Here is a 10,642-nt window from a genome sequence, read left to right on the forward strand (position 1 = left end):
CCTCCGCTGTTATCAGATCGAGAACAAGGCTTCGGATGTAGATCGCTCCTTCACTCATGTTGCTGACCAGGCAGCGCGCGTCGAGGCCCGATCCGCCGCCCACACTAATCAGGATGTTGGCCCGCCTCTGCCGCCGGTAGCTCGAGACGAAGACCTGGAGGTAGACGATCCAGACCAGCAGCATGGCCAAGTTGAGAACGACGTTCACCGCGTCGCTGTTCGCGCTCAGCCAATCCAGCATGGGCCCCCCGTGGTTGTTGGTCTGAACGACAGGGCGGCGCTTGGGTTTCATTTTCGGGCGAAAGCTGATAGTAGCCTCGCCCCCATGGGGCAGGCTCGCCGAGCGGGCGGCCCCTGCGCTTTGATCCGACGTCGCACGCAACGCGGCTCATAGGACAGGTTGAAGCGTCCCGCCGAGACCGGCGCGACTCCTCCGTCCGGCCTTGCCTGAACGGATAGCGAAGGAACTTTCCATGACCCAGTGGCCCGATCAGGCCGATCAAGACCCCGTCACCCCTGGCGCAGAGGCGATCCCTGAGCCCGAAGGTCGGACCGAGATCATTGAGACCTCCTATGAGATCGGACAGGACAACATCGCGCGGAGCGGCGTACTGTCCTTCGACATCCATCAGGTGGTCTTCACCGTTTCGGCCCTGGCCATCATCGCCTTCACCTTCCTGACCATGGCCTTCCAGAACTACCTCGAGCCGCTGTTCGTGAGCTTGCGCGACTGGATGACCGGCCGGCTCGACTGGTTCTTCCTGTCGGCCGGCAACATCTTCGTGCTGCTCTGCCTTGTCTTGATCGTCACGCCTTTGGGTCGGGTGAGGCTGGGCGGGCCCCAGGCCACGCCGGACTTCAGCTTCGTCTCTTGGTTCGCCATGCTGTTCGCGGCAGGCATGGGCATCGGGCTCATGTTCTATGGGGTATCCGAGCCGCTGGGCCACTTCAGCGCGGCCGTGGAAGGCGTAACCTATGGGCCAGATGGCGCCCGAACCGACTGGGCCCCGCTCCGAGGGGCGGAAGGTGATCCCATCGCAGCTCGACGGCTCGGCATGGCTGCTACCATCTTCCACTGGGGCCTCCACCCCTGGGCCATCTACGCCGTCGTGGCGCTCGCGCTGGCGGTCTTCTCCTATAACAAGGGCCTGCCGCTCACGCTGCGCTCCTGCTTTTATCCCATTTTTGGCGAGCGGATCTGGGGCTGGCCGGGGCACCTGGTCGACATACTGGCGATCCTGGCGACCGTGTTCGGGCTGGCCACCTCGCTGGGCATCGGCGCTCAGCAGGCCGCGGCCGGGCTCCAGTTCCTCGTCGGCTTTCCAACCTCCACCTGGGCGCTGGTCCTGCTGATCATCGTGATCACCGGGGTCGCGCTCGTCTCCGTAGTCGCGGGGCTTGACGCCGGGGTGAAGCGGCTCTCCGAGCTGAACCTCGGCCTTGCGGCCCTGCTCTTGCTTTTCGTCATCGCGGCGGGGCCGACGCTCGACATTCTGCGGCGGTTCGCCCTTAACCTGGGGGCCTACGTCACTTACTTGCCCGAGCTCTCAAACCCGTTCGGGCGCGAGGACGACAACTTTCGGCACGGCTGGACGGCGTTCTACTGGGCGTGGTGGATCAGCTGGTCGCCCTTCGTCGGCATGTTCATCGCGCGCGTGTCGCGCGGGCGCACGGTGAGGGAGTTCCTTCTGGCCGTGCTGCTCGTCCCCTCGATCCTGTGCGTGCTCTGGATGACCGCCATGGGCGGCACGGCCATCAGCCAGGTGCTGAACGACGGGTTCACGGGCGCGCAGGAGGCTCCACTGGAACTGAAGTTGTTCGCCGTCCTGACTCAGCTGCCGCTCACGTTCTTGACCTCGCTGATCGGCATCGTCCTCGTCGTGGTGTTCTTTGTCACCTCGGCGGACTCAGGCTCGCTCGTGATCGACACGATCGCGGCCGGTGGCAAGGTCAACTCGCCCACACCGCAGCGGGTATTCTGGGCAACCCTGGGCGGGGTCGTAGCCATTGCGCTGCTCCTCGGCGGGGGGCTCGCGGGCTTGCAGGCCATGGCCGTCTCAACGGGGTTTCCGTTCACCTTCGTCCTGCTGGGTGCATGCTACGCGATCCTGCGGGGTCTGATGAACGAGCCGCGCTGAACGGCGAGGGCCGGGACATCTGCCAGATAGCTGAGGGCCGACGAAGGTGGACGTACTGGAGTGAGCGCAGCCACTTCCGATCAAGCATCCGGTTCATGCAGCCCTCGCCAGTGGCGCACCGTTGCGACTGGTCAGTCGGCGAAGCGGTGCAGCGTGCCGGAGTGGGAACGTGAAGGTTGTCGGTCAGCATGGGCGAACCCTGCGCCGGGCGCATGTCCAAGGCCAACCATCGCCCGTGCAACGGACTGTCACCGAGTCCTCTTAACCGGAGGAGACGTAAGCCGCGCGGGGCGCCCGTATCTTGCCTATGTCACGACGGCGGCCGACGCTGACCGGGCCAGGCCCCCGCGCGAACGGAGCCCGCCCATTCCGGACGTCGATGACGATGACACGCCCCGCTTATAAAAGGGCCGTTAGCCGATTGCACACCATCGATAAAGACGCACCGGAGCCCAGACCAGATGCCCCAGATCGCACTGGCCACTGATTACGATGGCACCATCGCCCAGGACGGAATGGTGGACGGGCCTACGCTCGCGGTGCTGGCACGGCTACGTGCAGCCGGCTGGTGCCTGGTGCTTGCCACGGGTCGGGATCTGGACGACCTGCGGCAGGTGATGCCTCGACTGGATCTGTTCGACCGCGTGGTGGCCGAGAACGGGGCGGTCCTTCACACGCCAGACACGGGCGTGGTGCGCTTGCTTGCAGCTCCTTTGCCCCCCTCGTTTCCCGCGGCACTCGCCACCGCTGGTGTCCACCCGCTGCGAGCAGGCAGAGTCTTGGTTGCGACGTGGGAGGTCCACGAGGCTCGCGTGCAGGCCGTGGCCGCGTCGCTCGGCCTCGATCTGCGCCTGCAGCGCAACAAGGGAGCGCTGATGGCATTGCCCGCCGGGGTGGACAAGGGGCGTGGCACGCTGGAGGCCTTGCGGGAACTGGGCATATCGCCCGCTCACTGCGTCGCTGTGGGCGATGCGGAGAACGACCTCGACCTGCTTGCCGCCTGCGGCCTGCCTGTGGCCGTTGCAAACGCCTCGCCCGCCCTCAAGCGAGCGGCCGCATTGGTAACCCGGGCCGAGGGCGGCGACGGCGTTGTGGAACTGATCGAGCGCCTCCTGCGCGCGGGGCAGAGCTGGCCAGTCCCGGAAGTGTGACTCGATTGCGCACGGGATCGGTGCCTTTTGGAGCCCGAGGCAAGAAGCAAGGCGGGCATGGGACGGGTGATCAACCCCAGAGGCACGAGCGGCTCGGGCAAGACCTGGCTCGTGCGCCAAGTCATGGCGGCGTCCCGAGGGGCGGGTGCGGTAGCCGAACCCTTGTGCCGCGAAGGCCGGGCCCGCCCGATCGGCTGGCGCTTCGCTTACCCTTCGGACAGACGCCCTCTGGCCATCATCGGCCACTATGAGGCCACACGCGGCGGCATCGACACGATTCCCAAGACCGATGGCGGATTGGACGAAGCGTTCCGGCTGGCGGACGCCTTGGCCGCGGACGGACACGACGTGCTGATGGAAGGCTACCAACTCAGTGGAGAGGTGGAGCGCACGGTCGCGCTGTCGCAGGCGCAAAGGGCACGCGGGGCCAGACTCCACGTCCTGTGGCTCGACGTGCTGCTGGAGCGCTGCGTGCAGAACGTCATGGCCCGGCGTCGCGCCGGGCGAGCCGCCCGCCCCTCGGTCGAACGCACGGCGCGGGCCGGCCACGACGCGCTGGGGAAGGCATGCCAGGTCCTGCAACATGCAGGTGTCGATGTGGAACGGCTGGACACCGCTGAGGCCCTGCATCGGACGCTGGCGTGGCTGGACTTGGATCCGGCCGCCCGTGAAGGGTCTGGCGAGGGGCCGTTGGCCGTGGGTCAATCGCACGAGATTGCTGGCAGCCCACACACGGGCAGCACCTCGACGCGCAGCGTTGAAGGTTAACGGTCTGCCCTAGGTCGGCCCCCAATCATCGTGTGCCGCACGCCTTGCGCAGTGCGCCGCACATCATCGATCAAGACCAATCATCCAAGAAGGAATGCAACCGCATGGCCAATGTGGAGCCAAAGATCACCCGCCCGTCTTCCTCGCCCACCCCGACGCATGGCTTCCGTCCCTTCTCGATGATGCGGGCCTTCCTCGACAGCCAGGCCTCGGGCGGGATCGTCCTCATGGCGGCAGCGGCCTTGGCTCTCGTGGTGGCAAACTCGCCCCTGGCGCCGGCCTACTTCGATGCGCTGCACGCCTATCTGGGGCCGCTCAGCGTGGCGCACTGGATCAACGACGGCCTAATGGTGATCTTCTTCCTGGTGGTCGGCCTAGAGATCAAGCGCGAGGTCCTCGACGGGCAGCTCTCGACGTGGTCCCGACGCATCCTGCCCGGGGTCGCCGCGCTGGGCGGGATGGCCGTGCCCGCGCTCGTGTTCCTCGCCTTCAACGGCGACGACCCGACCACGGCCCGGGGCTGGGCCATTCCCTCGGCCACCGACATCGCCTTCGCCTTGGGTGTGCTGTCGCTTCTGGGCTCGCGGGTGCCCACCTCGCTCAAGGTGTTCCTGACCGCCCTTGCCATCATCGACGACCTGGGCGCAGTGGTCATCATCGCGCTCTTCTACTCGGGCGACCTATCCATTCCGCATCTGGGTGGAGCGGCTGCCGTCCTCGCAGGCCTCGTTCTCCTGAACCGCCTCGGAGTCGCCCGGCTCTGGGCCTATCTTGTGCCCGGCATTGCCCTGTGGTGGCTGGTTCTGGGCTCGGGCGTGCATGCCACCATCGCGGGCGTGCTCCTGGCCCTCACCATCCCGCTGAAGACGTCGCCCGCCCGCCCCGACGACACAGCGCACTCCCCCCTCCACCGCCTGGAGCACGCGCTTCACCCCTGGAGCCCGTTCCTCATCATCCCGATCTTCGGCTTCGCGAACGCCGGTGTCTCGTTCGAGCACCTCACGGTGGAGGCCCTGACCGACGACCTGACACTTGGGGTGGCCCTTGGCCTCCTGCTGGGCAAGGTCATGGGCGTGTTCGGGAGTGCGTGGCTCGTGATCCGTCTGGGGCTGGCCGACGTGCCCATGGGGGCCGGGCGGCTCCAGCTCTTCGGGGTGGCGCTCCTGTGCGGGATCGGCTTCACCATGAGCCTCTTCATCGGGCTCCTGGCGTTCGCGAATGAGCCGCTCCTGCAGGAGGAGGTCAAGGTGGGCATCCTGGGCGGCTCGCTCGTCGCGGGGCTGCTGGGCTGGGGTGTCCTCCGGGTCGCGCCCCGAGACGTGCCAGCCCCCGCACCCGTCGTCCGGTAAAGGCCCCGTCGGTCGTTTTGGATCTGGAGAAAGCAGGTCCGCCTGACGCACCTGCTGATGCGGCGCGAGAACCTCGTCGGCACCGAGCGGAACTCTCTTGGCACGAACCAATGGCGTACGGATCGCTCGAACCTGCTCTGGAGGAGTCTAAGTCCCGGAGGACTCTCCGCAGCCCCCCTGTTCGGACGCCAGGACGCGCCGGGGGTTGGCTCCTTGCCCTCGTGTGCAGCGGCCCAGGCCCCTGCGCAACATCGTTTTACCTGCGCAGGGGCCACGAACTGATCCTTGCTGGTCTGCAAGACCGTCGTCACAGGGTGGCTCGTGGAGGAAGAAGTACCGCGGCAGGCCAAGCCGGAGACGTCGCTCGTGAAGATCCCGCTTACGCTCGCTGTTGCATTGGTGATGGCCGCTGTCGTGGTGATCGGCGGCTTTGGCCTCACCCCGGCCGGACGGAGCGCCTTGGCGTCAGGGCTGTCCTATCCCCTCCTGAGCTTCGGCCATATTATCGCCACGCTGGAGGTAGGCGTGTGGGCGGGCCGGATCGGGGGGCACGCCCCGGTGGTCCTGCCCCTGGCCTTTGTTCTGGGAATGGGCCTGGGCATGCTCTTGGGCGCAGACGGGAGCCGGCTACTGCAGATCCCCGAAGTCCTGACCTGGGCCTCCGCTCTCGTGCTGACCGTGGCTGCGGCTTCCGCGGCGCGCCCGCCCCTGGAGGACGCCTTTAGTCTGGCGGCGCTGTTTGGCCTCTTCCACGGCTCGGCTCTTGGCAGCGGGCTTGCAGGATAAGTCAGTCCTGAACGACGGGAGCGCATCTGACGGGTGATCCATTCCAGCTGTCTAGATAGGGTGGAGCCATGACCGGGAGGTCGGGATCTGCGTGCTCACCGCCTCAGGCGAGGACGTGGGAGAGGTCCTGATTGGAACGGCGTGTGCGGTCGCTGGCAATAGTGGCGTGAAAGTAGCGAGCAACCAAGTATTCACAGTATTGGGATCCTGCGCCTGGATAGAGGGAGCCGGGCTTGGAGGCCCAGCGGCTCTTTCATGTTCCATCATGCCGCAGGCCTTGAATGCGCCCTGTAGACGAGGGCCGGGCGGCCTGCCCGAAAGAAAGGTGGTCCTCGGGGGGTCTGGGATTAGGGTCTTTGATCAGGGATCACCGGGAGGGTAACCCCAGATGTCTAGGCTGTCTGAGATCCATACCTCCCTGTCACGTGCCGCCGTGGATCCCGAGGCTTGGCAGGGCGTGACTGACACCATCGCCGCGAGCTTTCCCGGCGCCCGCTCGGCGATGATGGGCTACGACGTCACCATGGAGCGCAGCATCCCGGCCGTCTACACGGGCTACGACCCAGCCTTCGTGGACAGCTACAACGCGCTTTTTGGAGACCGGAACCCCTACCTTCCCGGCTGGACGAGCCTGCCGGCAGGTCGGATCGCGCATTCCATGGCAGTCCTCCCGGAAGAGGAGGTCCTGCGCACGGAGTACTGGGCGGACTGGCTCCGACCTCAGGGAGATCTGCGCAACGCCGTGGCCACCGTGCTCACGCGCGATCCGGGGCGGACCTTCCTCTTCAACTGCCAGATCGAGCTCAAGGCCGCTCCGCGCGTGACGCGGCCTGTGGCGCGGACCATGCGCGACCTGGTCCCGCTTCTGTGCCACACACTCGAGATCAACCGCATGATGCTGGGGCTCCGGCTCGATGCAGTCCTTCTGCGTCAGGGCGTGGAACCTGCACGGGCAGCGACGCTCCTCCTGAGCGAGCAGGGGTCGATCCTCTTCGCCAATGCCCGTGCCGCCGTCCTCCTGGCCGAGGGCCGGGTCCTGCGCCATGATCTGCGCGGCCGGCTCGAGCTGCCGCCTGCCGGGGCCATGGTTCGCCTTGAGGGGGCGCTCCGGCGCATGACGCGCCCGGCCGACCTCACCTTCCAGTTGGGCCAGGGGCCGGAGGCGACTGAGATGCGGCTGATGCCCGTCACGGCCGAGACCGTGGCGGAGCTGGAGCTGCCGCTCGTCCTGCAGGCGCCACCGCCGGCGCTTCTGGTCGTAGCCCGCGCCGCGCCGCTCCCCTGCGACGAGACGGCACCCCTGCGGGAGCGTCTCCGGCTCACCCAGGCCGAAGCGGAGGTGGCTCTGGCGCTCGCGGAGGGTGCCACGCTCGCGGAGATCGCCGAGCGCCGCGGCGTTTCGCTGCTGACCGTGCGCGACCAGGTCCGCTCCGCGATGGGCAAGGCCGAGGTCCACCGGCAGAGCGGGCTTGTGCGCGCCGTGACCGAGCTGCGCCGCCCCGGGTGATGCTGGAGCGATCAGAAATTGCGCTGCAGCGCGGAACTTTCCAGCCTCCATCCTGCAAATGCAGGATGCGCGCGCTCCCGCAGCAGGGATGATCAAAGCGTCGGGGGTGGCTTGGATAAGTTCGATAGTGAGTGGTGAAACTGACCTCCCTGCAGCGAGGACGGCCGTGAAGACGGCCGTTCTCGCACACTCCAGTCGAACTTCCGCGGCCTCCAGGCGTGTCATCCCCGGCAACGCCGTGGTCTTGACCGTTGCGCATCGGCGCAGGCCTCGTTCGTCTGGCGGACGCGAACCCCTGTGAACAGGCGCTCGACCAGTTCGACCCGACCTCGGACGAGGACCTCGCGGCGCGTAGCACGACCCGCGACGTCGTGATCCGCCGCATTTCGGGCGTGCGCCTTTATCTGTGAGTCTCGGCGACCTCTCAGGCCCGGGCTGGACGTTTATTTCGACCCATCCTGCGATTGCAGGATGCGCCTCGCCTCCAACGGATCGACGATCCACTCGAGGGCCGCCATGGTCCTCAGCCCCAGTCAGTCAAGTGTAAGGCCTTGTTGGCTGCGGCCAGTCCATAGGGATGTTAGCGATGAAACTTTTCACGATGTCCGCCCTGCTTGGCGCAGCTCTGATGGTTCCGGCTCAGGCCGAGGAGGTCACGATTTCGCAGGCACTCGCTGCGGGAAGCCTCCATGATGGCACGCTCGACATGGTCGCCTACTGGCTTCCCCTGGCGAACGGCGCGCTGGAGGTCACGGCCACCTTCCGCGACCCTGCTACCGCCGACGAGCCGATGCGGGTCGTGATGCCAATGCAGGACGGGGACTCGCTGTCCTTCGGAATGCCGGGCCATCCCTATCAGCTTTACACGTTCGCCCGACGTGAGCAGGCGGTCACGATCTCCGTAATGTCCAAGCCGGACAGGATCGCCACGCGGGCGATGACGATCGACCCGGCCAAGATGCTGCCACAGATGGCGGCCGCTGAATAGCGCGACGGGTGGCCTCCGGATGCCGTGGACGGCGCGGCTGGGTCTTCTGATTGGGCGATACGAAGCGGGACGCGGTCCACGCCGACGGTCCCTATGACGCGCGGGACAGAGTTACCGCAGTCCTGACCTATTTCCTCGTCAGGGCTGTGGAACTGCGGCTGTCGACTCTTGGAAACCCAGGACGAGACTGGAGCACTGCTGGATAACCTGACTTCATGCAGGTGGATTGGTCCGCCACAAACACGCAAGGCGGTGCGCCGACAGGTCATCTGCCGAGGCGACTGAGGTTCGGTGCGGGTCGTCGAGGAGTGCGGGCCAGTGGAGCTAGAAGGCTGGGGCAAAACACTGGGGCGCTTGGGCGGGTGCCTTGTGGTGGGCCTCACGATCGTGGTGACGGTCGTGCTCGGACTGGTTCAGCTTGCCATCGCAGTTCCGCTCCTTCTGATCCTCTGGCTCAAGCGGCAGCTCTACCGCCCGCCGCCTCTCCCGCTGTGGGCCAGGGTGGCTGAGGTCGATGACCGGCTTGTCCTGCATCTGGCTGCGGCCATCGAAGGCCTGTCGCCAGGCACGATGGGCCAGATTGCTGTGGCCCAAGCCCAAGCTGGCGACATGGAGACTGCCCGAGCTCTCCTGGCTCGGGCCGAGACGCGGCTTCAGAGGCTCTCCCGCACTCCCCGGCTCCTGCGGTGGGACGACAGCCTCATTCCGGAGTGCGAGCGCAAACGCCTGAGTGACGCTCAGCAGCGGTTCGCTTCCGTCTTGCTGGGTCAGGAGCAGCCCCCGCCCGTGCGTCTCGATCCGACCGCCTTATCGTGGGTCCGGGAGCCAGTGACATTCGGGGGGGCCTCTCGTCCGCCCGATCCGATCCGGGTTCTCGTCGCGAAGGGCCAGTTCCACACAGCGCTGGATCTGGCCCGAGCCCTGCCTCGGGATGCTCTTGATGGACAGCCAGCCAAGTCCATGGCCGTGGTGGCTGTGGGGCAGCACGAGGCCGGAGACACACAGGGCGCGGCGGCAACGCTCGTGGAGGCTGTAGCTGTGGCCCGCCGGTTCAGCAATATCTGGCCTGTCGGCGATGACAGCGGCTACCGCGAACGAGCGTTGACCTATCTGGCCGTATTGCAGGTCTACATCGGCGATCTGAAAGGAGCCCGGCGCACCATCGCCATCATCTACGACCAGGACAGCGCCGACCATGCTTGCAGCGAAGTTGCCCTCATCCTGGCTGGGCAGGGGGAGCGTCGGGCTGCCTTGGAGTTGCTGTGGCAGATCGCGAACAAAGAGCAGAAAGCCCACGCCTGCATGCGACTGGCCGAGATCTACCGTCCTGCCGGAAAGTTCTGATGGCGGGCTTTAAGAAGGACGCGGTGGCACCTGCCATGTCACAGGTACCCGGATCTATCTACAACTTGGTCAAGGGCCGCTCAGGAGCCTGCCCTTGATCAGATATCTCACACCAGCAGGATGTCGGCGTAGGTCACCGTCGCATCCGTCTGCAGGTCGGCCAAGAGCGTCCGCCCGCCCGACTCGTTGCCGTTGCTGTCGAACCAGAGTGTCTTGTCGGTGGTGCGGAAGATGAACCGGTCGTCGGCGTCCTGGGCCACGTTGTCGGCGCGCGCGCGGAACTGCGAGGCCGCGAGCGTTCGCCCCTCCACGAGCCCGCCCCCGAAGCCCGAGGCGTCGATGCGGAACAGGTCGTTGTCGCCTGCCCTGTTGTGGAAGTCGGTGATGATGTCCCTGCCTTCCGAGCGGGCCGTGAACACAAAGGCGTCGTGGCCCAGACCGCCGGTCAGCCTGTCCCGGCCCACCCCGCCAGACAGCCTGTCATTGCTCAAGCCGCCGTCCAAGATGTCATCGCCCTTCTCGCCTTGCAGAAGGTCATGACCCGCAGCCCCGTGCAACCGGTCCTTGCCGTGACCTCCGTACAGAAAGTCAGCGCCGGCCCCCCCTGACAG

At 66.5% G+C, this 10,642-nt stretch carries 9 protein-coding genes and 2 pseudogenes; 9 read left to right on the forward strand and 2 right to left on the reverse strand.

The genetic code is table 11. The features are described from left to right. Positions 1–241, reverse strand: a pseudogene (locus FHG71_RS22030) (hypothetical protein); the annotation flags it as partial. 232 nt (positions 242–473) lie between these two features. Here FHG71_RS22030 and FHG71_RS22035 point away from each other — a divergent pair. From FHG71_RS22035 to FHG71_RS22070, 9 genes are all read left to right on the forward strand, one after another. Next, on the forward strand, positions 474–2,138 hold the full coding sequence (locus tag FHG71_RS22035) for a BCCT family transporter (protein WP_139083859.1): 1,665 nt from the start codon (positions 474–476) through the stop codon (positions 2,136–2,138). A 461-nt stretch (positions 2,139–2,599) separates the two neighbouring features. After that, entirely contained in the window at positions 2,600–3,289 is a 690-nt protein-coding gene (locus FHG71_RS22040; protein WP_139083860.1) for an HAD family hydrolase, read from the forward strand. Positions 3,290–3,346: 57 nt separating this feature from the next. Then, positions 3,347–4,057, forward strand: coding sequence for a hypothetical protein (locus FHG71_RS22045; RefSeq protein ID WP_139083862.1), 711 nt, complete (start codon positions 3,347–3,349; stop codon positions 4,055–4,057). A 104-nt stretch (positions 4,058–4,161) separates the two neighbouring features. Next, positions 4,162–5,406: a Na+/H+ antiporter NhaA gene (gene nhaA, locus FHG71_RS22050; protein WP_139083864.1), complete on the forward strand. Its 1,245-nt coding sequence runs from the start codon at positions 4,162–4,164 to the stop codon at positions 5,404–5,406. Between the two features lie 366 nt (positions 5,407–5,772). Continuing rightward, the gene (locus tag FHG71_RS22055; RefSeq protein ID WP_139083866.1) at positions 5,773–6,192 is read left to right on the forward strand and encodes a HupE/UreJ family protein; all 420 of its coding nucleotides are present in this window, start codon (positions 5,773–5,775) and stop codon (positions 6,190–6,192) included. Between the two features lie 388 nt (positions 6,193–6,580). Next, entirely contained in the window at positions 6,581–7,699 is a 1,119-nt protein-coding gene (locus FHG71_RS22060) for a helix-turn-helix transcriptional regulator (protein WP_139083868.1), read from the forward strand. 251 nt (positions 7,700–7,950) lie between these two features. Next, positions 7,951–8,109 (forward strand): hypothetical protein, encoded by a 159-nt coding sequence (locus tag FHG71_RS23800; protein WP_176559575.1) that lies wholly within the window; start codon positions 7,951–7,953, stop codon positions 8,107–8,109. A gap of 176 nt (positions 8,110–8,285) precedes the next feature. Continuing rightward, positions 8,286–8,687, forward strand: coding sequence for a hypothetical protein (locus FHG71_RS22065; RefSeq protein WP_218014210.1), 402 nt, complete (start codon positions 8,286–8,288; stop codon positions 8,685–8,687). Positions 8,688–9,059: 372 nt separating this feature from the next. After that, the gene (locus FHG71_RS22070) at positions 9,060–10,031 is read left to right on the forward strand and encodes a hypothetical protein (RefSeq protein ID WP_139083869.1); all 972 of its coding nucleotides are present in this window, start codon (positions 9,060–9,062) and stop codon (positions 10,029–10,031) included. Positions 10,032–10,138: 107 nt separating this feature from the next. Here the strand turns inward: FHG71_RS22070 and FHG71_RS22075 are convergent. Next, positions 10,139–10,642 (reverse strand): annotated as a pseudogene (locus tag FHG71_RS22075) (hypothetical protein); the annotation flags it as partial.

Source organism: Rubellimicrobium roseum, from assembly GCF_006152145.1.
Classification (GTDB): domain Bacteria; phylum Pseudomonadota; class Alphaproteobacteria; order Rhodobacterales; family Rhodobacteraceae; genus Rubellimicrobium; species Rubellimicrobium roseum.